Here is a 25,717-nt window from a genome sequence, read left to right on the forward strand (position 1 = left end):
TGTGTTTGCGTGGTGACGCACCGCAGACTGCTGGCGCCTGGTTAGGCAGCTTGGCTTCACGGGGGAGGCTGGCCGTGCGCGGTCGTCGTGCTGTGCCTGGATTCGGTCGGTCTGTTCGCCGGATGAGTGTCGTCACGGTCGTGGCGGTGGCGTTGAGTCTGGGGTTGCCGTCGGCGTTGGTGCCGGCCGGGCGCGGCCTGGTCGGCTGGTCGGCGCTGCGGGACTGGTTGGTGGCGGCACCGTCGTGGGCGAGGGAAGACCCGAAGGTGCCGCAGCAGCAGCGCGGCAAGGGCGTGGACGGCCATTACGTGACGGCGCCGATGGCGCGTAACGGCGAGTCGAAGCGTAAGGCGCCCGGCGAGCTCAAGCGTGACATCCCGTCGACCGGTGCGGTCGCCGGTAAGTCGACCGGTCCGGCCAAGAAGGGGTTCGACGCCGGCACCAGTAGGCGGCTCGCGTCGATGGCCGATGCGAAGGTCGACGTCTTCGAGAACACCGACGGGTCGTTCACCCGGCGTGTCTACAAGGATCCGGTGAACTTCAAGGCCGCTGACGGTTCCTGGCGGCCGATCGACACGGGGCTGCGCGCCGCGACCGGCAACCGGCTGGAGACGACGTCGACGAGCTTCAAGCTCAGCTTCGCCGCGGGCGCGGCGCGCAAGCTCGACACCGACGGTTCCGAGCTGCCCGGGCGGGCCGATGGCGCCGCCGCGGCCGCGGAGGAGGATCTGGCCCGGATCACCGTCGAGCCGGGGGTGGAGCTCGCCTACAGCCTGGCTGGGGCGCGGCTGAACAAGCCGACCGTCGAGCATGCCGTGGCCCGCTACGGAAACGTCCTGCCGGGTGTGGACCTGGAACTCGGCGCGAAGCCGACCGGCTCCAAGGAGAGCCTGATCCTGCGTTCGAAGGACGTGCCGACCGAGTACCTGTACCCGCTCAAGCTCCAGGGTCTCACCGCCCGGCTGAACACGGCCGGGGACGTCGAGTTCGTCACCGCCAACGGCAAGGTCGCGCTGACCACACCGCGCGGCTACCTGGAGGACTCGTCCAACAGCCACGCCGGCGGCGGCGAGACGTCCGACGGCGTCACCTACGACCTGGTGCAGACCGCCGGCGGCCCGGCGCTGAAGGTCAGCATCGACGGTGTCTGGCTGCGTGACCCCGCGCGGAAGTTCCCGGTCACGCTCGACCCCGACTACAACCTCGTCGACACCTACTTCGACACGTACGGCATCAGCACCTCGCCCGACAGCATCCGCAATCTGGAGCAGACCCTGGCGGTCGGGTCGTGGAACGGCACCGATAAGGCCCGCACCTTCATCAACTTCGACAACTTCCCGGCCACGCTCGCCGGCCGGAAGCTCGACTCGGCGCGGCTCTACCTGTTCATGACCTACCAGGGCGACGCCGACGGCAACCCGTGCGTCGCCCGACCGTACAACGTGTACCCGATCACGGGCGCCTGGAACGCCTCGACGCTGACCTGGAACAACGCGCCCGCCTACGACACGAACAAGCTGATGGGGACCGACTCGCCGAACAGCTCGCAGGCATGCACCAACTCCGGTCAGGTCCGCAATCAGGGTGTGTGGTCCGCGCCGTGGCTGAACTCGCAGTACATGATCGACTGGGCGGCGCTCGGCGGCGTCCACGGCCTGGCGGTGACGGCGTCGGAGACCGACACGGCGGCGTGGAAGCGATTCACCTCGTCCGACACCAGCCTGACCTGCCCGAGCTACTTCGGCAACACGTTGTGCACGCCGTTCATCGAGGTCAACTACACGGCCAACACGCCGCCGCAACTCGACGCGCGGTACCCGGCGAACAACACCTCGGTGAGCACGTTGACGCCGGAGTTCTCGGCGAAGGGCAGCGACCCGGACAACTACCCGAACCGGGGCCTGCGGTACAACTTCATGCTCCAGGACGACCAGGGTGCGCAGGTGGCCCAGTCGGGTTGGACGGACGGCTTCTGGAAGCCGCCGGCCGGCACCCTGAAATGGGGCAAGACCTACACGTACTACGTGCTGGTCGACGACCGCTCCTCGATCGGCCCGGCGAACCCGGTCCCGTTCGCGTTCAGCACGGCGGTGCCGCAGCAGCTGGTGAGCTCGTCCCTCGCGCAGAACGGCGGCAAGGGTTTCGAGGGTTCCGTCGGTAACTACACGACCCGTGACGTGGATGCGCAGGTGACGACGGTTGGGCCGGCGTTGTCGATCGCGCGGGAGTACAACAGCCTCGACACGCGGGCCGGCTCGGCGTTCGGGCAGGGCTGGTCGTCGCTGGTCGACATGCAGGTCCGTGAGGGCAACGACGCCGACGGCGCGTTGCAGACCGCGGCGATCCGGTACCCGAACGGTCAGGTGGTCACGTTCGGCCGGAACAACGACGGTACGTGGACGCCGCCGCCCGGTCGGTTCTCCATCTTCAAGGCGATCACCGGTGGCTACTCGCTGACCGACAAGGACTCCAGCACCTACGAGTTCATCCAGGCTCAGGGCCTCGGCGTGTACGGCCTGACGAAGATCACCGACGCCAACGGGCGGGCGCTCACGATGCGCTACGACGTCAACGGTCGCGTCGGCGTCATCCAGTCGCTCGGCACCGATCCCGGCGCCAACCTCGTCGCCAACCCGTCGGTCGAAGCCGCGGCCAACGCCACCACACCGACGGCGTGGCAGACGGGGGCATGGGGGACAAACGCGACCACCTTCAGCTACCCGAGCACCGGTCATGGCGGTACGCGCAGCGTGAAAGTCCAGACCACGAGCTACACCGACGGTGACGCCAAGTGGTACTTCACCCCGGTGCCGGTCACCCCGAACGCCACCTACACGTTCAGCGACTCCTACCAGGCCACGGTGAGCACGAGGCTCGTCGCGGACTTCACGACGACCGGCGGTGGGCACAGCTACGTCGAGCTGGCGACTGTGCCGGCCACGACCGGCACGGTCTGGGGTCAGACCGCGCAGACCCTGACCGCGCCGGCGAACGCCCAGAGCGTGACCGTCCTGCACCTGCTCGACCAGGTCGGCTCGCTGACCATCGACGATGTCAGTCTGACGCCCGGGACCCCGGCCACCATCAACCGCGTCGCCAACCCGTCGGTCGAAGCCGCGGCCAACGCCGCCACGCCGGAGGCGTGGCAGACGGGCGGGTGGGGGACGAACGCGACCACCTTCAGCTACCCCAACACCGGTCATGGCGGCACCCGCAGCGTCAAGGTGCAGACCACGAGCTACACCGACGGTGACGCCAAGTGGTACTTCACGCCGGTGCCGGTCACGCCGAACGCCACGTACACGTTCAGCGACTCCTACCAGGCCACGGTGAATACCAGGCTCGTCGCGGAGTTCGCGACGACGAGTGGTGGGCACAGCTACGTCGAGTTGGCGCCGGTGCCGGCCACGACCGGCGCCGCGTGGGGTCAGACCACGCAAACCCTCACCGCGCCGGCGGATGCCCAGAGCGTGACCGTCTTCCATCTGCTGGACCAGGTCGGTTCGCTGAGCATCGACGATGTCAGCCTGACGGCCGGCTCGCCGCGGCAGCTGACCCTGACCTGGGCCACACCGGCGGGTGCGACGGCTGCGCATGTGGCGACGGTGACCACCGACCCCACCGACCCGGCGGTGCCGTCCAGCACGCTGACGTGGAACTACACCTACACCGGCGATCAGCTGACCAAGGTGTGCCCGCCGGGCACCACCACCGACTGCGCCGGATACGAGTATCAGGCGGTGAACCAGCACAACGGTGCCGTGCTCAACACCGGCCCGTACTCGTTCTGGCGGTTCAACGACCCCATCAGCGGTGGGACCCAGGCGCGCAGCGGGGTGCTGTCCAACGACGGCATCGACAACGGCATCTACAGCAACGTCGCCCTCGAACAGCCCGCGGCGCTGCCGCTGTCGACGTCGAAGTCGGCCGGGTTCAACGGCACCACCTCCTCGGTGAAGCTGCCGGAGAAGCTGGCCACGGACAGCTCGTACCAGTCGATCAGCATGTGGTTCAAGACCACGGCGATCAACGGTGTGCTGTTCTCCTATCAGAAGGACCTCGTCACGCCGGGTGCGACCACGCCGGGGTACTACAACCCGGCGCTGTACGTCGACAACGTGGGCAAGCTGCGCGGTTCGCTGTGGAACGGCACCGTCAACACGATCGTGACCGCGAACCCGGTCAACGACGGGCAGTGGCACCACGCGGCCCTGGCCGGCAACGGCGGCAGCCAGTCGCTGTACCTCGACGGCGCACCCGTCGGCTCCATGGCCGGCGTCATCCAGTTGCACAACCTGGGCCAGGACAAGGTCTACATCGGCGCGGGGTTCCTCAGCAACGCCTGGCCCGCCAACACCCTCACCACCCCGACCGCCACGTTCTTCAACGGCTCGATCGCCGACGTCGCCTACTACAACAAGCCACTCACCCAGGACCTCGTCACAGCGCTGCACACCTCCGGCACGAACCCGTCCTCGGCGATGAGCAAGGTGACCAGCAACGCCGGCAGGGTCCGCGCCGTCATCGGCTACGACACCGTCTCCGGCCGCGTCAACCAGGTCACCGACGAAGCCGGCGGCCTCTGGCAGGTCGGCCAGCCGACGCTGAGCGGCTCCAGCCAGGTCTACGCATCCACGGTGCTTGGCTCGCAGCCGCGGGAGTACTTCCGGCTCAACGACACCAGCCTGCCGGCGCAGCCGAAGAATCAGGTCGCCGACGCGCTGCACGCCTGGTACAACAACGTCGGCTTCGACACGACCCAGCCGAACACGACCAGCCCGTTCAGCGACTCCTACGGCGCTGTGTTCGACGGCACCAGCTCCTACATCAGGTATGACAACGCCTACATCGTCGCGCCGCAGTATCAATCGTCGGCGATCGAGATGTGGTTCAAGACACCGGCCGGGTACTCGACCAGCTCGGTGCTCTACGCGTACCAGACGATGGCGGTCGACGGCTCCAGCCCGGCGACCCCGTCGTGGACGCCGGCGCTGTACATCGGCAACGACGGTAAACTCCGCGGCGGACTGTGGACCGGCAGTGTCTCGCCGATGACGTCGGCGACGAACGTCAACGACGGCAACTGGCACCACGTCGTGCTCTCCACCCACCTCGACCCGCTCGGTGCCGACAAGCAGACCCTCTACCTCGACAACGCACCCGTGGGCACGAAGGACGGCGAGGTCGAGTGGGTCGACTCCAGCCTGGCGTACATCGGCGCCGGCACGACGAGGTTCTGGCCCGGGGCTTCCGGCGACGTCAGCTACTTCAAGGGCAACATCAGCGAGTTCGCGTACTACGACCATGAGCTCAGCACGGCGCAGATCGACGCCCACTTCAAGGCGTCCAAGAGCGCCCTGGCCCCGCCGCCCGGTGCGACCGGCCCGGTCATCACGCCGGTCACCACCGTCACGGTCACCGACCCGGGCGGCAAGCCGGCGCGGAAGATGTACGACGTCGTCAACGGCAGCCGTCTGATCGCCAGCACCGACACGCTGGGCAACACAACCAGCTACGGCTACGACACCGGCGGCTTCGTCAACGTGGTCTACGACCCGCTCGGGCAGAAGACCGAGACCGCCAAGGACGTGCGCGGCAACACGGTGCGGACCACCACGTGCACCAACGAGACGATGTGGAGCCCGTGTCAGGACACGCTGTACACGTACTACCCGGACTCGACGAGCGCGACGCTGGCCCCGGACCCGCGCAACGACCAGGTGCTCTCGATCATCGGCAACCCAGGTTCCGGGCGAACCACCGACACCGCCGTCACCACGCTGGCCTACGACACCAGCGGCAACCGGCTGTCGGTCACGTCGCCGTCCGTGCCCGGCTTCCCCAACGGCCGCACGACGAGCACCACCTACACGACCGCCACCACGGCCGCGGTGGGCGGGGGCGTCACCCCGGCCGGGCTGCCGATGACGGTCACATCCGTCGGTGGCCGGTTGCAGAGGACGGAGTACAACGCGGCGGGCGACGCCGTCCGGGTCACCGATCCGGCTGGACTCGTCACCGAGTTCAGCTATGACGGGCTCGGCCGCGTCACGCAGCAGAAGGTCCTCGCCCCCGGCTACCCCGCCGGGCTGATCACCACCTACACCTACGACGCCGACGGCCAACTCGTGCAGACGACCGAGCCGAAGGTCACCAACGCGGTGACCGGCGCCCAGCACACCACCCGGACCACCGACATGTTCGACCCCGACGGCAACGTCACCTCCCGCACGGTGAGCGACCTCACCGGCGGCGACGCCTCCCGAGCGGTCACCAGCGACTACAACCCCTACGGGCAACTGGTGAAGAGCGTCGACCCGACCGGCGCGGTGACGCTGTACGGCTACGACGGCTACGGCCGGCAGAACAGCATGGTCGAATGCGACAGCAACCCGGCACCCGGCACGGCGTGCCCCACCGGTGACCGGCTGCAGGTCGTGACCCAGGTGTTCGACTCCGAAGGTCAGCTACTCACCAGCACCACCAGCGGCAAGGACGGCACATCGGTCCAGGAAACGTCGAACGCCTACTACGCCAACGGCGCGCTCGCCTCGAGCACCGACGCGGAGAACCGCACCACGAAGTACGACTACTTCGACAACGGCACCATCAAGCGCATCAGCCGCACCGACGGCACGAAGACGTACGTGGTGAAGGAGAACTGGTACGACGGCGCGGGAAACCCACAGAGCGTCACCGAAAACAACGGCGCCACCAAAACCGACTTCACCGTCGACAACACCGGCCGGCTCATCGCGCAGCGGGTGCGCAACGGCTTCGAAGAGCGCACCACGAACTACGTCTACGACGCCGACGACCGCGTCGTGCTGACCCGCAACACCGTCAACACCGACGAATGGTTCGGCACGCACCGCGTGGTGCGCGACGTGCGCAACACCTACGACGCCATGAACCGCATGACGTCCGAACGCCTCGCGGAGGACCCGAACGGCGGGCCGGTGGGCTGGTGGAGCCTCGACGGTGAGGTGCCGTCCAACCAATGGCAGAGCGCCACCGACGGGTCGGGCTCCAACCGGCACATGGACTCGTTCCGGGGCGGCACGCACCCCTCACTCAGCGGCGGATTCGCCACCCTCACCGACGACGACATGCAAACCACCGAGCAGGTCCTCGACACCACCCAGTCGTATTCGGTCTCGGCCTGGGTGAAGCTCAACAACCTCAACACCACCCACACCGCGGTCTCACAGACCGGCATGAACCGCGGAGCGTTCTACCTGCAGTACAACAAGGACTGGAACACGTGGGCGCTGCAGACACCGTCAGCCGACGTCACCGGACCGGTGTCCTACCCCAACGCCAGCTCGTCGACCGCGCCAGTAACCAACACGTGGGTCCACCTCGTCGGCGTGTTCGACGCCGCCACCAAGCGGCTGTCGATCTACGTCAACAACGCCCGCGGCACCGACGGCGTCAACCCCACCCCGATCGACTCGATGAACGGCCTGGAGATCGGCGGCTCCCACTGGGGTGACTTCGTCGACCACTTCCAAGGCTCGATCGACAACGTCCAGGTGTATCAACGGGCCCTCACCGACGCCGACGTCGGCACTCTGTGGGCCGGCGGCAACGGCCGGACCGGGCAGGTCACGGCGTCGTCGCCCGAACTGGTAACGACCTACACCGTCGACCAGCGCGGCCTGACCACCGACATGGTCGACCCCAACGGCAACACCACGTCATACATCCACGACGAAGACGGCAACCTCATCAAGACCCTGGCGCCCACCGTCACCACCGAGGCCTACGGCACCACGCCGCTGTCGGTCCGCCCGACGATCACCACCGGGTACAACGCCTTCGGCGAGCCCGTCGAGCAGCAGGACCCGCTCGGCAACGTCACGCAGGTGCGGATGGACGCGGCCGGTCGGCCGTGGAAGACCGTCGCCGCGTCGTACACCCCACCGGGCGGCGCGCCCATCGTGGATGCCAGCACCACCACGGTCTACGACAAGCTCGGCCGGGTCTCCTCCACAACTGACCCGCGGAACAAGACCACATGGTTCGAGTACGACACCCTCGGCGACGTTACCAAGGTGACCGGCCCGACCGGGAAGATCACCACCGCGAAGTACGACGGAGTCGGCGAGCTCATCGAGACGGTCGACCCGACCGGCGCCAAGGGCACAGCGACCTACGACTTCCTCGGGCGCAAGCTGACCAGCACGCAGATCGTGCGTCAGCCGACGCAGGTCGCCAATACCACGCTGTACGACTACGGCACCGGAACGTACGGCTCCGGCCCCGAGGCAGGGCCATGGCTGCGCAAGGTGACCACACCGGAGGGTGTCAGCACCGAGGCGACGTACAACAATCTGGGCGAGCCGATCACCGGCAAGGACGGCGCCGGCAACGTCACCAGCACCGCCTACGACGGTCTCGGCCGGCCGGTCCTGGTCACGAACCCGGACAACACCAAGACGGCGACCGTCTATGACGGTGCCGGACGGCCGGTGAAGGCGCAGCAGCTGGACGCGGCGGGCGCGGTGCAGACGACCCGGTCGGCGACGTACGACAACAACGGCAACCCGATCACGTCGACGGATCCGCGTGGACATACGACGACGTTGACGTATGACCCGTTGGGTCAGGTGGTGAACGAGTCGCAGCCGGTGACGGCGTCGACGGCGATCAGCACGTCGTTCGGGTACGACGCCGCGGGTCACCCGACCCGGTTCACCGACGGGCGGAGCAACGAATTCTGGACGACGTACAACACGTGGGGTCTGCCGGAATCGCAGATCGAACCCGCCACCACCGCCTACCCTGGCCTGGCGGACCGGACGTTCACCTCGGTGTACGACCTCGGCGGCAGGCTCGCGTCCAAGACGCTGCCCGGCGGTGTGCAGCTCAACTACACCTACGACGACCTGAACCAGGTGACCGGCCAGACCGGCACGGGTGCGGACGCGGCGACGGTGGCGCGGACGTTCGGGTACGACGACGCCGGCCGGATCACGTCACTGTCAGCACCCGGCGGCACGAACGCGATCACCTACGACGATCGTGGTCTGCCGTTGAGTATCACCGGGCTGGCGGACGCCACGTCGTACACGTACAACGGCGACGGCAAGCCGACCTCGCGTACGGACGCGGCCGGGGCGACGAACTTCACCTACGACACCGCCGGCCGTCTCGCGACGGTCGCGAACCCGACGACGAGCGTCAACCTCAGCGTCGCCTACAACACCCTCAGCCAGCCCTCGACGATCACGTACGGCGCGAACAGCAAGAAACGCACGTTCACGTACGACGCGTTGCACCGGCTCAAGACGGACACGGTCACGTCGTTCGACGGCACGGTCATCCAGGGTGCGATCGCCTACGACTACGACCCGAACAGCAACCTCACGTCGAAGGTGACGACCGGGTTCACGGGCGCGTCGAGCAACAGCTACGGGTACGACTTCGCGAACCGGCTCACCTCGTGGACGTCCGGGTCGACAACGACGAACTACGCCTACGACGCGTCCGGGAACCGGCTGCAGAACGGCGCGAAGACGTTCGCCTACGACCAGCGCAACCAGCTGCTGTCGCAGAGCGGCGGCACCTCCTACGCCTACACCGCCCGCGGCACGCTACGCCTGACCAGCGGACCCGGCGGGGTGCACAACACCACCGCCGACGCGTACGGGCAGGTCATCACGCAGCAGGCCGCCGGCGGCAACAGAACGTACAGCTACGATGCGGTCGGCCGGGCGGTCAAGGCCGGGTTCAAGTACAGCGGCCTGAGCAACACCCTCGCCGACGACGGCACCACCAAGTACACCCGCGGGCCGGGCGGAGAGCTGCTCGGCGCCGCCGACGGCGGCGGGGCGATCGCGCGGTACGTGTGGACGGACCTGCATACCGATGTTGTCGGGCAGTTCAGCGCGACGAGCTTCAGCCTGACCGGATCGGCCGCCTATGACCCGCTCGGGACGGTGCTGGCCAAGACCGGACTTGTCGGCAGCCTCGGCTACCAGTCCGAATACACCGAACAGGTCACCGGCCGGGTCAACATGCACGCCCGCTGGTACAACACCGACACCGGCCAGTTCGACACCCGCGACACCGCCGGCAACAGCCCGGTCCCGTCGTCGATCAACGCCAACCGGTACCAGTACGGCGACGGCAACCCGCTCACCACCACCGACCCGACCGGGCACTGGGGCTGGTCGTCGGTGAAGAACGCCTTCAAAGCGGTGGCGGCGCCGGTCGTCAACACCGTTGCCGCCGTCTACAACGCGGCCAGCACCGTCTACAACTACGTCGCATCCGGGCAGGCGTGGCAGGACGTCAAGAACGCCGCCAACTACGTTGCGGACAAGGCGAAGGCGGCCACGAAGGTCGTGGTCAACTCCACGAAGAAGTGGGTCAAGCAGAAGGTCCAGACGGTCAAGGACACCGTCAACGACGTCAAGAAGTGCATGTCCGGCGGCGTGACCAAATGTGTCAAGGACACCGTCAAGGCCGGCATCAAGTACGTCGACGAGACGGTGAAGAACACCGTCACGGCGTTCAAGGAAGACCCGTGGAAGTTCATCGCCACCGCGGCGGTCGGCATCGTGGCGGCCGTCGCGGTCGGTGCCCTGTGCGCGACGGGTGTGGGTTGCCTGATCCTGGCCGGTGCGGTGGCCGGTGCCCTGTCCTCCGGCGCCGGTTACATGATCGACGTCGGCCGGGGTGACGCCGAGTTCTCCTGGAGCGGCCTCGCCGACACCATGATCCAAGGCGGCCTCGACGGCGCCCTCAGCGCAGGAGTCGACAAGTTCACCGGCGGCGCCTCGAAGTACGCGGGCAAGGGCGCTCGCGCCGCCATGCCACGCGGGTTCGGCGGCGGCAGCCGGCCCGGCCTGCCCAGCGCAAGTCGCCCGGGTGGTGGCGGTCATCCCGCCGCCGGCCGACCCTCCTCATCTGGCAGCGGTGGCGGCGCGCCTCGAGCCGGCAGTAGTGGTGGCGGTGGCGGCTCGAGGCGGGCCGGCGGTGGTGGTGGCGGAACCGGCGCGGCGAACGATCGCAGGGACGGAGGCGCAGGTGGCGGCGGCTCTGGTTGCAGTTGTGCCTGCCCGGGGAAGAAGCACAGCTTCGATCCGTCGACGCTGGTGCTGCTGGCGAATGGATCGCTCAAGGCGATCAAGGACGTGGAACTGGGCGATGTGGTAGTCGCGACTGATCCGACGACCGGCGAGTCTGATACCAAGATCGTTGAAGCGCTGCACCGCAACGACGACACCGATCTGACGGAGCTGGTCGTCACCGTCGACCATGGCGCGGGCGGCGAGGCAGCTGTTGTCGAGACGACATGGCACCACCCGTTCTGGAACGACGACACCGACACTTGGGCCGACGCCCAGGACCTGAGGGCTGGCGACCACCTCCGCACTATCGACGGAGATCAAATCACCGTCGCGGCAGTCCGCAACTATGTCGGCGCTGCAGAGATGCGCGACCTGACTGTTGAGGACCTGCATACGTACTATGTCGTTGTTGGGGGCGAGCCGGTCCTTGTCCACAACGTTGACCTGAATGCGCTCAATGCTTGCCCTGGCACTTCTACCACCCACTATGCTCAAGTCGATGTATTCGATTCTCAAGGCGTTCGCGTGGACTCGTATCCCATTCGAAGCGGTCAGCAGACGCCTGCAGAGTCGGCCAGGGGCCCCCGTGGTGGGGAAACATTGAGTCATACGGAAAACAGGGTTGCTAGAATGTCGGGAGGAGTTCCAAGCTATGGCGCGAACGTAGTTTGGGACGACGAATTCTTCCTGGAAAGGCCGGTACCTGATGGAGGGTATGTAGTCATCGAGGGGACCAGGTCGCCGTGTTCGAGCTGCAGAGGCGCGATGAGTCGGGCTGCTGAAGATACGGGCGCTGTGTTCGCGTACGTGTGGGAGGAGAACGGTATGATGAATTGGTGGCAAACCCAATAGTGCTGGAATCGACGTAAGGATTGCGACCGTGGCAGTACCACGCCGAGTTGATCCGGTAGAGATAGTTGCGCGTGTGGGAAGCGTTTTTCCTGGGTTTGGGGGGAGTGAACGCGCCTATCAGGTTTGGGTGAACATGGTGCAGCGAGCTGGGTGGGTTGTTGTCGAAGAACCCGGCTATCGGCAAATTGTGGACGGCACCCAATGTGGAGTTGTATTGATAGAAGGCCTCTCGTACCGCGTCCATTATGGGTTGCGTGTCAGGACCGACCTAGCGGACGACTCTTCCGGCCACCTTTCCTGGAAGCCGGTACTTGCCTATGCGGCGTGGGCGGAGCCGGACTTGGCAACATATAGCCTTGATTGATGTTGATAGGCGGTTGGAGGATGGCTGAATCGTTAGCGGATGCGGTGGGCAACACCGTTGACCTTCGGACTGTCGGGGAAGTCAAGAACTGGGTCCGCCACGTACATCTACGACGCGTTGGGCCGGGCGGTGAAGCCCGGGACAGATCTTTCGCAATCTTGGAGTGATGGGAGGATATTGAGCTGATCTCAGCAGCGTAGGTGCATCGATTGGGGCGACACGCACATTTCTGTCCTGTTTGGACAGTGGGGTCGGGGGCGTGGAGTCCTCGGTAGAGAGGTCTCACCACAAGCGCCGCTCTACGGTGAGGACTCCACGTGATTGCCTATCGTGCCATGCTCGACGTGCCACGGGAACTGGTCCGCCACGTCGCCGGGCTGCTGCGCGCCGACCGGCGAGCCCGCGGTACCCGCACCGGAACCAGGGCGTTGACCTGCTGGTACCACGCCCTGATGGTTCTGGTCTGGTACCGCAAACGCGAAGACCTCACCCTGCTTGCCGCGGGATTCGGGGTGTCCCGGGCCACCGCCTACCGGTACCGCGACGAGGTCACCACGGTCCTGTCCGCCACTGCCCCGGACCTGCACGATGCGCTGCGCCGGGTCGCCGAGGAGGGATGGTCCCACGTGATCCTGGACGGCAAGGTCTTCACCACCGACCGCTGCGCCGGCACCACCACCAGCGTCAAAGGCAACACCATCGACGCGTGGTACTCCGGGAAACACCGAAGCTTCGGCGGCAACGTCCAAGCGGTCATGCGACCCGACGGGCTGCCGATCTGGACCTCACCGGTCTCGCCCGGACACCGCCACGACATGACCGTCGCCCACGAACACGACGCCCTCGCCGCCCTGTACTGGGCGGCATCCCAACTGGACCTGCCGACCCTCGCCGACTCCGGATATGAAGGTGCAGGTCAGGGCGTGTACACCCCGTTCAAGCAACCCTCTGACGGCAGGCCACTACAGAGCTTGAATGGTCAGGTTGTGTCGGGTTCGAGGGTGAGGCCGGTGTGGGTGAGGAAGTTGTCGAGGAGGTCGGTGCGGTACTGGATGCTCTTGAGCCGGTTCTTGATGATCGCCTGGAGGTGGTCGATTCCGTTGACGGCGAGGTTGCCGATGCTGCGTTTCAGGTGTGACCAGACCGCTTCGGTCGGGTTGAGGTCGGGGGCGTAGGCGGGGAGCCGGATGACGTGCAGCCAGTCCCGGGCGGCGATCAGTTCGCGCATCGCGGCGCTGATGTGGACGTTGAGGTTGTCCCAGACTGCCACGATCGGGGCGTCGAGTTGCTGGTGGGCGGCGTCGAGCAGGGCGATGTAGTCACGTTCGCTGAAGCTGCGTCGTTCGCCCTTGCGGTTGCGGTGCACGATCGTGCGGTAGATGAACCGGCTGCGCCGGCCGGGCCGGTAGCAGGTCAGCCCTGCGATCGACACCCGTCCGGATCCCTTACCGGACACCGGAATCACCGGAGTCCGCCCACGGCGGCCCCAGGTCCGCGCTTTCGGTGGGCGCAGCGTCTGACCGGCCTCGTCCTCAAAGCAGATCCACGCATCCCGCTGCGCCGCTACCGTTTTCCCGCCGGCCACGCCTCCCGCCGCCACGACGCGATCGTCTCCTCATCACGTTCCACCGCACGATGCTTCGGCACCTGCACAGAGAAACCGAGGCGGTGCAACACGTTCGCCGTGCCGCGCAGGGTGTAGCGGGTATGGAACATCCGGGCGATCAGGTCCGACACCCGCGCCAGTGTCCACCGTTGATCATCGCCGAACCCATGCACGGCGGGTGTGGGGCTCGTAAATCGGGTTTGGGCTACGCGGCCTGCGTGTATTCGTTGATCAGCCCGCCGAGGATCGGGCGTCGTTGGACCCGGGCGGCGGTGAGGTCGACGACCTGCGGCGGCGGGTTCGGTGGTCGCTGGCCGAGTGATCGGTGTGGTCGGCGGCCGTTGTAATGCTCGGTGTACTCGGTCAGCACGCTCGCCAGGTGCCGTTCGCCGGCGATGAGCATCCGGTCGGTGCACTTCCGCCGTACGGTGCCGACCCAGCGCTCCGCGAAAGCGTTCGCCATCGGAGCCTGTGGCGGTGTTCGAATTACGTCGATACCCGCGGCGGTGAAGACCGTGTCGAAGGCCGTGGTGAACTTCGTGTCGCGATCGCGGAGCAGGAACCGGAGCCCGTCGGCCCGTTGGTCGAGATTCATGAGCAGATTCCTGGCCTGCTGCGCCACCCAGGGCGATTGCGTAGTCGAGCGGCGAGGCGCTGAGCAGGGATTCGTGTGGTGAGGGAACGCTGTCCGGGCCGAGGAAGCGGGTGGGGCCGTATCGGTGATCATGGAGTTCTCGACGCCCCGTGACCACCGCAAGGACCCCACCCGCAGATGGCATCATTCCTCATCCCCGCACTGACTGTCACCGCACCGGGCATGGACTTCCTGCCCGCCTCGGTCACCGATCGTGAGCACGGCGGGCTGCTGCACGCCCTGGCCGCGGTCCCGGATCCGCGTGATCCGCGCGGGACCAGGTATCCCCTTGCCGGGCTGCTCACCGTCGCGGTCTGCGCGGTCCTCGCGGGCGCGTCGTCGTTCGCCGCGATCAGCGACTGGCTGCTCGACCTGGACGTGCAGGCCCGGGACCGACTCGGGTTCGGTCGCCGGATCCCTGCAGGCACAACGGTGTGGCGGCTGTTGACCCGCCTCGACGCCGGCCTGCTCGCCCAGATCCTGGCCGGCTGGCTGCGTACCCGTACCGGGCCGGCACCGGCACGTCCTCGCCGGTACCGCACCGTCATCGCCGTGGACGGCAAGACCCTGCGCGGTGCCCGCCGCCACGACGGCGGGCAGGTCCATCTCATCTCCGCCCTGGACACTGCCACCGGCATCGTCCTGGCCCAGGTCACCATCGCGGCGAAGAGCAACGAGATTCCCGCGTTCGCGCCGCTGCTCGACGCGGTCGAAGCCGTGCTCGGCGACCTGACCGGCGTCATCTTCGTTGCCGATGCCCTGCACACCCAGACCGAGCATGCCCGGCAGGTCGCCGCCCGCGGCGCGTACCTGCTCGTGCAGGTCAAGGCCAACCAGCCGACCCTGCACGCCCAACTCAAACGCCTGCCCTGGGCCCAGGTCCCGGCCGGGGACCGCACCCGCGACCGCGGTCACGGCCGCCGCGAGACCCGCACCGTCAAGGCGATCACCCTGCACACGCCCGGCGGGATCGCGTTCCCGCACGCCGAGCAAGCCGTCCGAGCCACCCGTACCCGTATCACCGCCGGGCGGACCAGCCGGGAAACCGCCTACCTGACCGTGTCGCTTCCCGCCGCCGATGCCCAACCCGCCGACCTGCAGGACTGGATCCGCCGCGCCTGGCACATCGAGAACCGTCTGCATCACGTGCGCGACGTGACATTCCGTGAAGACCTCCACCAGGCCCGGACCGGCGCCGGACCCGCCGTCATCGCCACCCTGCGTAACACCGCGATCGGCTACCACCGCATCCGCGGCGCGACCAACATCGCCCGGGCCAACCGGCGCGCCGACCGCCGCTCACACGACCTTATCAACGCCGTGACCAGCAGTTATCCCACAACGCAATGACCCTGGATACTGAGTTCAGGGCCCACTGAGGCAATGCGTCAGCCGAGAAGGCCGCCGCCGCGAAGAGTGCGCCGATACGCGTGCCCAGGCCAGCGCGGCATCAGCCACGGCGAATTCGGTCAGTTCAAGGCACTCGTGTCGGTGATCGCGTCCTTGATGGCCTCGCCGGCCGGCGCGAGGGCTGCGGTCATCCGCGGACAGGCAGCCACCATCCAACCCGGGAGACATCTCGACCTCCGCCAGGACGGCCGGGATCTCTACCACCTGGCGGCTGGGATGACCAACCTCTCGTCGGACGGACCGAACCACTAATCTGCAACTGGGATTCCCCGAAACACCGAGGTCAAGCTCGGCATTTCCGCAGTTGAGCCCAATAGAGTCGCGATCAAGCCGTGCAGGCTGGTCTCTTGCCGGGGGCACGTCACCGAACTGCAAAAGCGCAGCGCGACCGGCCGATCACTGATTGTGGCAGGCAGTTTCGCGTTCGAGTAGACGATCGAGGATGCCCCGGCTCAGCGGCCGGGGCATCCTCGCGTTGGCTTGACTTGGCCCCAGGCTGTTCGAAGATCAGGTTCAATCCGCCCTGGAACGCCACCCGGCCGAACTCCCAGGCCCCTGCGGCAACGCCGTGCGGCAGCTCCCCGGGCTGGGTCCTGGAGCGCATGCTCTGGCCGCACCGCGGTCACTCACACCAGAGACCATCAGCGTCCGCTGGGCGAGGCCGCCCTCTGTGGCCTCGCCCAGCCGCGCACCCCTGCCCCATCCCGCATGCCACGCCCCCAGCCTCGCCCCGGCCAGCCGATGATCACTGTTCTGGCCGGAATCGTCGTGCTGAGCGCGGTCACCGCCGCGCACCCGCCGGCGGGTGCGGACCGGCTCGCGCGGCCCGGTGAGCCGCCTGCTGCCCGGCGCCGCATGCGCCGAAGCGTCTGTGGCGCCGTTGGCGGTCTGGGCGCCGCGTCGCTATGGCTGCACCTGCCCGCCACCTCGGTCCCGGCGATGCTGACCACAACCGCATGACTCGTATTCCTGCAGGCCGCTGTGGCCGTCGCTGCCGGCCAGCCTCGGACGCTGCCGGCTGGGCTCGCCGACGCAGCTGTGCTCGGTGGCGGCTACCTCGCCGTCGCGTTGCTCACTCTCGCCGGGGTCGGCATGGGCGATGCACGGCTCCCCGCGCCGATCGGAGGCCTCACCACCATTGGCTGGGACACCGCCCTTACCACCCGCCACCCTGCCCTACCTCCTCGACCTGCCGCGCCCGCCGTGCCGCCACCGGCTGCGTCGCACCGCTCTACCGCACCGGTCATCGCCCGAATCATCGTCGCGCGTCCCACCCGGTTCACCGGCTGGTTCACCCGCACCGCAGCCCCGACCGTGAACCGGTGGCGCGGCAGCTGCCTACCGAAGCAGACACCGGGCGCCGCACTCACTGCGGCCTGACACGGCATCCACTGCAACCTCGGCACGAGGTTGCCCGCCGCGTCGCCTCCCACGGGCGGCGCGGCCGTCGCCCGCAGCGGCACCGCCGCTTGGAACCCCTCGCGCCCACCGGCTGCGAAGTCCTACGATGCCCCGTTCACGACCGCACCGCGCGGTCGATCGGGTCGACCGGCACGAAGCCTTGAGGACGAAAGGCGACCCTTTTGCGTCTCAGACGCACCCCCGTCCCCAAAACCATGAGCCAGGCGGGGGCGCACGCCTAACCGGCGACGCTCAGGGCACCGCGGCGCTGAACGCCACCGGTGGTGAGCCACCGCTCGTGCGTCTCGTCGGCCCGGAAGGCGAACCCCAGCGCAGCGGCCAGCGGCTCGTTGAACATCCGCTGATGCACGTCAGGCTGTCGGCGCAGATAGGTGATGGCCGTCGTCGTGAGCTGGATGGCAGCCGACAGAAGCGGCTGAGGGCGCGGCGGTACCGCCTGGAAGTTGGGCTCGAACCCGCCGTCGACCTGCACCAGGTGGTTGCGCAGCACGTCGTGCCAGGTGCCGTGTACGGCGCCGGACCCGGTACGAAACGCCGGATACGCCGTCGCGCCGAACGCCATCTCGATCCGGTCCAAGGCGGTCGGCCAGTTGATCTGGCGGCGGCCGGGAAGCTGCTCGAGGTCGATGCCCGCAGCCAGAGCGGTCTCGATGATGGAGGCGCGGATGCGGGCCTCGATCGGCAGTTCGGCACCGCCGTTGAGCGCCTGTTGGCGCTCGACGGCCTTCAGGAACTCGCGTTCGGCGATGAGACTGTCCTGCAGGAAGGCGACGTGCCGTGATCCGTGTTCGTCGTCCCCGCACAGGTACGACAGGTTCGCCAGCGTTTCGATAAGCTCCCGGATCAGGGCCAGCTGCTGGCGTCCTTTCAGCACGCACACGTCTGCGAGCAGGTCGGTGCACAACTTGCAGGCGCGGACAAGCAGGCCGCACCGGATCGCGGCATGCAGACCGAGCGGTTGCCCGGGCACGATTCCGGCCAGCGCGCTGGCCAGGCCGAGTGAACTCTTGAGAAGCTCGACGGCGGCATGCATGAACGGGTTCTCGTCGCCCGCGTCTCGCAACGCGCGCCAGTCGGGTTCGAATACCTGAACGTCGTCTACCGCGACGTGCCTCGACGTCCAATTCACGAATTGACGGTAGCCCTCGCCTCGGCGGCACGGACAGCCATTTACGGCCGACTCCTCCCGTGGACTCCTCGACGCCGGCGGCCCACGCGGATCTCTCCCGGTGCCGCAGGACGGTCACGCGCGGGTCATGCGTCCGCCCGATGCTCCCCGTGACGCCTGCGCGCCGAGCATGGCGCCTACCGGTAGCCGGCCCCTTGACCGCCGGCGCAACCTGTCGGGCTCGTAAATTCGGTTCGGTGGCTGTGACGTGCGACTTTGTGCGAGGTTCGCCCAACGATGGCGAGGACGATCCAGGCCATGGCGGCCTCGCTGGTGTACCTGCTCCTGCGTCAGCTCCTGCAGATGCGGACCCAGCTCGCCCGGGACGGCGGCGCGAAGGACGTTGAACTGCTGGTGTTGCGGCATCAGGTGGCGGTGCTGCGCCGACAGGTGCACCGACCCGATCTCCAGCCCGCTGACCGGGTGGTGTTGGCGGCGTTGTCGCGGCTGCTGCCCCGACCACGGTGGGCGACGTTCTTCGTCACCCCGGCGACCCTGCTGCGCTGGCACCGGCAGTTGATTGCCCGACATTGGACCTACCCACACGCGCGACCCGGCCGGCCACCCGTCGACCGGGAGATCCGCGAGCTGGTGCTCCGCCTGGCAGCGGAGAACCGGACCTGGGGCCATCGACGAGTGCAGGGCGAGCTGACCGGTCTGGGCTACCAGATCGCGGCCAGCACCGTCTGGAAGATCCTGCACCACGCCGGCGTCGACCCAGCACCACGCCGAGCCGGACCGACCTGGCGACAGTTCCTCACCGCCCAGGCCCACACGATCCTCGCCTGCGACCTCTTCACGGTCGACACCGTGCTCCTGAAGCGGATCTACGTGCTGTTCTTCATCGAGTTGGCCACCCGCCAGGTCCACATCATCGGAGTCACCGCGCACCCGACCGGCGCCTGGGTGGCGCAGCAGGCCAGGAATCTGCTCATGAGCCTCGACCAGGGAGCCGACAGACTTCGGTTCCTGCTCCGCGACCGGGACACGAAGTTCACCGCGGCGTTCGACACGGTCTTCACCGCCGCCGGGATCGACGTGCTCCGCACACCGCCACAAGCGCCGAGGGCGAACGCCTACGCGGAGCGCTGGGTCGGCACCGTACGACGCGAGTGCACCGACCGAATCCTCATCGTCGGCGAACGGCACCTGACAAGCGTGCTGACCGAGTACACCGAGCACTACAACGGCCACCGGCCGCATCGGGCACTCGACCAGCAACCACCGAACCCGCCGCCGCAGGTCGTCGACCTCACCGCCGCCCGCGTTCAACGACGCCCGATCCTGGGCGGACTGATCAACGAATACACGCAGGCCGCGTAGCCAACTCGACTTTACGAGCCCCACAGGTGCACACCACACGGACGACCGACGTCTTCGACGCCGACGACAACGTCACCTCCCGCACCGTGAGCGACCTCACCGACGGTGACAGCCCACGGACCGTGACCAGCGAGTACAACGCCTACGGCCAACTGGTGAAGAGCATTGATCCGGTCGGCGCGGTCACCCTGTACGGGTACGACGTCTACGGCCGGCAGAACAGCATGACCTCCTGTGACAGCAACCCAGCACCCGCAGCGTCCTGCCCCGCCGCTGACCGGCTCCAGGTGGTGAACCAGACCTTCGACTCCGAAGGGCATCTGCTCACCAGCAGCACCACCGGAAAAGACGGCACCGTCGTGCAGGAGACGTCCAACGCCTACTACGCCAACGGCACCCTGGCCACGACCACCGACGCGATGAACTGGGTCACCAGGTACGAGTACTACGACAACAACGCCGTCAAACGGATCACCAAATCCGACGGCGTCACAACCACGGTGCTGCGCGAGACCATCTACGACGAAGGCGGCAACCCGTCCAGCACCATCGAGAACAACGGCGCCACACAGACCGATTTCATGGTCGACAACGCCGGCCGGGTCCTCAAACAGTCGGTCCTCGTAGACGATGTCTCGCGCTCGACGAACTACGTCTATGACGCCGATGACCACGTCATCCGGACCCGCCACACTGTAGGCAACCCCGTGACGGCCGTCTCCGACACGCGCACCACGTACGACGCCATGAGCCGGGTCATCGACGAGTACGTCGCCAGCGAAGCCAGCGGCGGGCCGGTCGGTTGGTGGAACCTCAACGGACCGTCGCCGACCAACAGCTCCTACGTCGTCGCGGACTCCTCCGGCTCGCAACGCCACATCCCGACATCGTCGGAGTTCGGCGGGCCGACACTCAACAGCGAATACGCCACCTTCACCGGCACGCCCATGGCGACCAGCAGCGCGGTGGTCAACACCACCCAGTCCTACTCGGTGTCGGCGTGGGTGAAAGTCAACGCCCTGACCGGCTACCAGGCAGCGGTCGGCCAGAGCGGCAACATCACCACCTCGTTCCTCCTGCAGTACAACCAGGCCTACGGCAAATGGGTGTTCATCGCACCCAACGCCGACGTCGCAAACCCCAGCTCCCAGCGAGCCGCGACATCCGCAAACGCGCTGACAGCCAACACCTGGGTGCACCTCGTCGGCGTGTTCGACGCCAACACGAAGCGGATGTCGCTGTACTCCAACAACATCCGCGGCACCGACGGAACCAACCCGACACCGTTCAACTCCAACCCCGACTGGGGAACGTCGATCGGCGGTGCCTACACAGGCTCCGGCGTCAACGAGACATTCAACGGCTCCGTCGACAACGTCCAGGTCTTCCAACGGGCCCTGACAGACGCCGACGTCAACACGCTCTTCCAAAGCGGCCGCAACGGCACCGACACCGTCACCTCCACCGAACTGCACACCGCCTACACCGTCGACCAGCGCGGTCTGACCACAGCGATGATCGACCCGAACGGCAACACCACCAACTACGAATACGACGCCGACGGCAACCTCACCAAGACCCTCGCCCCGTCCGTCAGCACCGAGGTATACGGCACCACCGCCGTGCAGACCCGGCCGACGACCATCGTCGGCTACAACGCGTTCGGGGAACCGGTCGAGCAGCAGGACCCGCTCGGCAACGTCACCCAGGCGCGGTACGACGCGGCGGGCCGGCCCTGGAAGACGATCATGCCGTCGTACACGCCGCCGGGTGGCTCACCGATCGTCGACGCGAGCAGCACAGTCGTCTACGACAAGCTGGGCCGCACCACGTCGACGACGGATCCGCGGGGCAAGACGACGTCGTACGAGTACGACACGCTCGGCAACGTCACGAAGGTCACCGGACCAACCGGAAAGATCACGGCCGCGCAGTACAACGCGGTTGGCAACCTCACCGAGGCGACCGACCCGACCGGCGCGAAGACCACCGCGACATACGACTACCTGGGCCGGAAGCTGACCAGCACGCAGATCGTGCGGCAGCCGGCGCCGGTGTCCAACACCACCACATACGACTACGGCACCGGCGTCTACGGCAGCGGACCGTGGTTGCGGAAGGTCACCTCACCGGCCGGCGTGACCGCCGAGATGACGTACAACAACATCGGCGAGACGCTGACGCAGAAAGACGGCGCCGGCAACATCACCAGCACCGCCTACGACGGCCTCGGCCGGCCGGTCCTCGTCACGAACCCGGACAACACCAAGTCCACAACCGTCTACGACGGCGCCGGACGACCGGTGAAGACCCAACAGCTGGACGCAGCCGGTTCGGTGCTGACGACCAGGTCGGCGACGTACGACAACAACGGCAACCCGATCACCTCGACCGACCCGCGCGGGCACACGACGACGCTGACGTACGACCCGCTGGGTCAGGTCGTGAACGAGTCCCAACCGGTCACGGCGACGACGTCGATCAGCACGTCGTTCGGGTACGACGCGGCAGGTCACCCGACCCGGTTCACCGACGGACGCAACAACCAGTTCTGGACCACGTACAACACGTGGGGGTTGCCGGAATCGCAGATCGAACCCGCCACCACCGCATATCCGGGCCTGGCGGACCGGACGTTCACGTCGATATACGACCTGGGCGGCAGGCTCACGTCCCAGACACTGCCGGGCGGTGTCCAGACCAGCTACACCTACGACGACCTGAACCAGCTGACCGGACAGACCGGCACTGGCGCGGACGCGACGACGGTGGCGCGGACGTTCGGCTACGACGACGCCGGCCGGATCACCTCGCTGTCAGTGCCCGGCGGCACCAACGCGATCACCTACGACGACCGCGGCCTGCCATTGAGCATCACCGGCCCAGCCGACGTGACGTCGTACACCTACAACAGCGACGGCATGCCGACCTCCCGCACCGACGCAGCCGGCGCGACGAACTTCACCTACGACACCGCCGGCCGCCTGGACACGATCGCCAACCCGACGACGAACATCAACCTCAGCGTCGCCTACAACACGCTCAACCAGCCCAAGACCATCACGTACGGCGCCAGCAACAAGAAACGCACGTTCGAGTACGACACCCTGCACCGGCTCAAGACCGACACCGTCACCTCCTTCGACGGGTCGGTGATCCAGGGCGCGATCGCGTACGGGTACGACGAGAACAGCAACCTCACGTCGAAGGTGACAACCGGGTTCGCGGGCGCGTCCAGCAACACCTACGGCTACGACTTCGCCAACCGGCTCACGTCGTGGACGTCCGGGTCGACGGTCACCAACTACACCTACGACGCCTCGGGCAACCGGACCCAGAACGGCACGAAGACCTTCACCTACGACCAGCGCAACCAGCTGCTATCGCAGAACAGCACCACGTCCTACGCGTACACCGCCCGCGGCACGCTGCGGCTGACTAGCGGGCCAGGCGGTGTGCACAACACCACCGCCGACGCCTACGGACAGGTCATCACCCAGCAGTCCAGCGCCGGCACCACCACCTACGCCTACGACGCGCTCGGCCGGGCGATCAAGCCCGGGTTCAAGTACAGCGCGCTCAGCAACGACCTCGCCGACGACGGCACCACCAAATACACCCGCGACCCAGGCGGCGGCCTGCTCGCCGCCGGGACCGGCACCGGCGCGAACTCCAAATACGTCTGGACCGACCAGCACACCGACGTGGTCGGGCAGTTCACCGCGACCGGCTCCAGCCTGACCGGATCGACCAGCTACGACCCGCTCGGCGCAGTCCTCACCACGACGGGCATGGTCGGTGGCCTCGGCTACCAGTCCGAGTACACCTTGCCGGCCACCGGCCGGTCAACATGCACGCCCGCTGGTACAACACCGACACCGGCCAGTTCGACACCCGCGACACCGCCAACAACAGCCCGCTCCCTGCGTCGATCAACGCCAACCGCTACCAGTACGGCGACGGCAACCCCCTCACCACCACCGACCCGACCGGCCACTTCGGCTTCTCCTCGTTGAAGAAGGCCTGGAACACCACCACCGCAGCAGTCGCCAAGACATACAACTATGTGGCATCCGGCCAGGCGTACCAGGACGCGCACAAGGCCTGGAACTACGTCGTGGACAAGGCCAAAGCCGCGACAAAGGTCGTGGTCGAGTCCACCAAGACGTTCGTCAAGAAGAAGGTCCAGTCCGTCAAGGACAAGTACAACTCCGTCAAGAAGTGCATGTCCGGCGGTGTTTCGAAGTGTGTCAATGACACGTACAAGGCGGCGAAGAAGTACGCCGAAGACACCATCGACACAATCAAGAAAGACCCCTGGAAGTTCATCGCCACCGCCGCGGTCGGCATCGTGGCAGCGGTCGCGGTCGGCGCACTGTGCGCCACCGGCGTCGGCTGCCTGATCCTCGCCGGCGCCGTCGCCGGCGCCATGTCCGCCGGCACCGGCTACATGATCGACGTCAAACGCGGCGACGCTGAATTCTCCTGGAGCGGCCTCGCCGACACCATGATCCAAGGCGGCCTCGACGGCGCCCTCAGCGCCGGAGTCAGTAAATTCACCGGCGGCGCCATGAAATACGCGGGCAAAGCCGCTGGCAGCGTCGTCGGCGGCAGCGGCCTACCAAGAATCCTTGGTGGCGGCAGCCGTGCTGCTACGCCAGGTCCGGGCCGGAGCAGTGGCGGCGGTGGCAGTCCGGCCGCGGGTCGGCCCTCAGCGTCCAGCAGCCAGGGCGGGCACCGCGCCGATGGCGGCGGGTCCAACGAGCGCGGCGGGGGAGGCGGCGAAAGGCCTGGCAACAGGTCTGATGACAACGATTCGGACGGCAGCGCTTGCAGTACAACAGGTGAGACGCACAGTTTCGCGCCTGCCACTCTCGTCCTGCTGGCGGACGGGACCGCTAAGCCGATCGCAGAGGTCGCCATCGGCGACCAGGTCATTGCAACGGACCCACAGACCGGTGCGCTCGAAACCGAAACTGTCGAACAACTGCACCGTAATGACGACACCGACCTGACGGACCTCACCATCTCCGTCGACCGAGGTGGGATCGACGAAACCTCGGTCGTAAAGACGACCTGGCATCACCCGTTCTGGAACGAGTCCACAGACAGCTGGACTGACGCCCAAGACTTGAGACCCGGGAATCGTCTCCGCACCTCAGACGGCGCTATCGCTCTCGTTGTTGAAATACACAATTACGTGAGTGCCGCAGAAATGCGCGACCTGACGATTGCCGACGCTCACACGTACTATGTAGTCGTCGGCGAAGCGTCGGTTCTCGTACACAATTGCGGTGGTTCGAATCCGACTCATGCGGACAGGTGTCTTTGTGGAACCGGCGGGCCGGTTCGCTTGGCAATTGTTCCGAGAGAAGTGAGCTCCTTTGGTGATCTTGCTTTCCGGGGGCGTGTTGGCGACGGCCTGACACCAGATCACACCCCGCAGGTCGCTTCGCGGCGTCTTCCACATCGTAATGATTACGCAGCCGTGGCGTTGACAGATCCGGAGCATGCGCTGACTCGAGACTGGCGTTGGAGGGGGCGCGAAACCAGGCGTGATGATGCGCAGTTGTCTTTCCGTACAGTCGTGGCTCTGAAAATGTGGAATTACCGTATGATTGGCCAGCGATTGTACGGTGATCCTACCTACTTTAACGAATCGATCAAGGGCGTACTCGCCTACTACCGAACCAATTTTCCACACCTCGGGGTATGATGTAGGTCGGGGTTCCGCGTGGCTCTCCCTGTCGCGGAATCTCCAAGGTTTATGGCCGGCTGGCCTTGGAGCTTCCCGACATTGGCGTCGGCATGCTCGTCTATTTGACTTGGAAGAGGGTCCTAGATGATTCGGCCGGAA

9 protein-coding genes and 1 pseudogene are annotated in these 25,717 nt (G+C 66.9%); 6 read left to right on the plus strand and 4 right to left on the minus strand.

The genetic code is table 11. From position 1 onward, the window contains the following. Positions 1–122: 122 nt before the first annotated feature. Positions 123–11,933, plus strand: coding sequence for a LamG-like jellyroll fold domain-containing protein (locus OHA72_RS10870; RefSeq protein WP_327007722.1), 11,811 nt, complete (start codon positions 123–125; stop codon positions 11,931–11,933). 816 nt (positions 11,934–12,749) lie between these two features. Continuing rightward, positions 12,750–13,472, plus strand: a complete 723-nt coding sequence (locus OHA72_RS10875) for a transposase family protein (RefSeq protein ID WP_327011526.1) — start codon at positions 12,750–12,752, stop codon at positions 13,470–13,472. Here OHA72_RS10875 and OHA72_RS10880 read toward each other — a convergent pair. The 3 genes and pseudogenes from OHA72_RS10880 to OHA72_RS10890 form a co-directional block, all read right to left on the minus strand. Continuing rightward, positions 13,469–13,897, minus strand: a pseudogene (locus tag OHA72_RS10880) (transposase); the annotation flags it as partial. The gene OHA72_RS10875 and the pseudogene OHA72_RS10880 overlap by 4 nt on opposite strands. Further along, complete coding sequence (locus tag OHA72_RS10885) at positions 13,861–14,034, minus strand: helix-turn-helix domain-containing protein (protein WP_327007723.1); 174 nt, start codon at positions 14,032–14,034, stop codon at positions 13,861–13,863. The gene OHA72_RS10885 and the pseudogene OHA72_RS10880, both read right to left, overlap by 37 nt. Positions 14,035–14,108: 74 nt before the next feature. Continuing rightward, on the minus strand, positions 14,109–14,498 hold the full coding sequence (locus OHA72_RS10890; protein WP_327007724.1) for an integrase core domain-containing protein: 390 nt from the start codon (positions 14,496–14,498) through the stop codon (positions 14,109–14,111). Positions 14,499–14,675: 177 nt separating this feature from the next. Between OHA72_RS10890 and OHA72_RS10895 the strand changes: the two genes are divergently transcribed. Next, entirely contained in the window at positions 14,676–15,887 is a 1,212-nt protein-coding gene (locus OHA72_RS10895; RefSeq protein WP_327007725.1) for an ISAs1 family transposase, read from the plus strand. Between the two features lie 1,699 nt (positions 15,888–17,586). Here OHA72_RS10895 and OHA72_RS10900 read toward each other — a convergent pair. Continuing rightward, a complete protein-coding gene (locus OHA72_RS10900) occupies positions 17,587–18,498 on the minus strand; it encodes a DUF5677 domain-containing protein (RefSeq protein ID WP_327007726.1) in 912 nt (303 codons plus the stop codon). A gap of 276 nt (positions 18,499–18,774) precedes the next feature. Here OHA72_RS10900 and OHA72_RS10905 point away from each other — a divergent pair, with 276 nt between their 5' ends. From OHA72_RS10905 to OHA72_RS10915, 3 genes are all read left to right on the plus strand, one after another. Next, on the plus strand, positions 18,775–19,860 hold the full coding sequence (locus OHA72_RS10905; protein ID WP_327007727.1) for an integrase core domain-containing protein: 1,086 nt from the start codon (positions 18,775–18,777) through the stop codon (positions 19,858–19,860). Positions 19,861–19,886: 26 nt separating this feature from the next. Next, positions 19,887–23,876 (plus strand): LamG-like jellyroll fold domain-containing protein, encoded by a 3,990-nt coding sequence (locus OHA72_RS10910; RefSeq protein ID WP_327007728.1) that lies wholly within the window; start codon positions 19,887–19,889, stop codon positions 23,874–23,876. 554 nt (positions 23,877–24,430) lie between these two features. Beyond that, the gene (locus tag OHA72_RS10915) at positions 24,431–25,576 is read left to right on the plus strand and encodes a polymorphic toxin-type HINT domain-containing protein (RefSeq protein ID WP_327011527.1); all 1,146 of its coding nucleotides are present in this window, start codon (positions 24,431–24,433) and stop codon (positions 25,574–25,576) included. The last annotated feature ends 141 nt before the right edge of the window (positions 25,577–25,717 follow it).

This window comes from Dactylosporangium sp. NBC_01737, assembly GCF_035963215.1.
Lineage (GTDB): Bacteria > Actinomycetota > Actinomycetes > Mycobacteriales > Micromonosporaceae > Dactylosporangium.

Bases quoted from the DNA above. Each gene is read 5' to 3' on its own strand.
- OHA72_RS10870 (WP_327007722.1), top strand. From the start codon at position 123: ATGAGTGTCGTCACGGTCGTGGCGGTGGCGTTGAGTCTGGGGTTGCCG.
- OHA72_RS10875 (WP_327011526.1), top strand. From the start codon at position 12,750: ATGGTTCTGGTCTGGTACCGCAAACGCGAAGACCTCACCCTGCTTGCC.
- OHA72_RS10890 (WP_327007724.1), bottom strand. From the start codon at position 14,498: ATGAATCTCGACCAACGGGCCGACGGGCTCCGGTTCCTGCTCCGCGAT.
- OHA72_RS10895 (WP_327007725.1), top strand. From the start codon at position 14,676: ATGGCATCATTCCTCATCCCCGCACTGACTGTCACCGCACCGGGCATG.
- OHA72_RS10905 (WP_327007727.1), top strand. From the start codon at position 18,775: ATGGCGAGGACGATCCAGGCCATGGCGGCCTCGCTGGTGTACCTGCTC.
- OHA72_RS10915 (WP_327011527.1), top strand. From the start codon at position 24,431: ATGAAATACGCGGGCAAAGCCGCTGGCAGCGTCGTCGGCGGCAGCGGC.